Origin of the sequence: Paenibacillus motobuensis (genome assembly GCF_039521865.1) — a bacterium.
Lineage (GTDB): Bacteria > Bacillota > Bacilli > Paenibacillales > Paenibacillaceae > Fontibacillus > Fontibacillus motobuensis.
In genome coordinates, this window is sequence record NZ_BAAACX010000007.1 from 629,834 (window position 1) to 630,238 (window position 405).

Genomic DNA, 405 nt, shown 5'->3' on the forward strand with positions numbered 1-405 from the left:
TCAGTGAAGGATCGTACCTATGGCGAGAGCGGAAGACGGCTGAACAGCGCGTCTTCATCAAGATCACGGCGGCGGCGGAGAACGCCGGCCTGCTTGTGCAGCTGAAGCAGCTGCTCCAGCTGCATCCTGGCCCACTGGCCACGGTGCTGTTCTACGAGAGCACCGGCAAGCTGCTCGCGCTTTCAGATCGCTACAGCATCAAGCCATCGCCTGATTTGCTCCGCGAGATGGAGCAAATGCTAGGGCAGGATACTGTGAAGATCAGATAACCTCACAGTATCCCGATAACAGCAATATCAACTCGCTACTCGGTTATAAATAAGAGAAAAACTGCAATAACGGTTCGGCCCCTTAAATCTGGAGTCTGACCCGAGTAAAATACTGTATTCGCAGTCTAACGCTATA

At 52.8% G+C, this 405-nt stretch carries 1 protein-coding gene; it reads left to right on the forward strand.

The window, feature by feature from the left end; genetic code table 11:
- Positions 1 to 269 (forward strand): hypothetical protein (locus ABD014_RS08135; RefSeq protein ID WP_343859679.1); only part of this gene is annotated, 269 nt, incomplete at its 5' end.
- Positions 270 to 405: the final 136 nt, after the last annotated feature.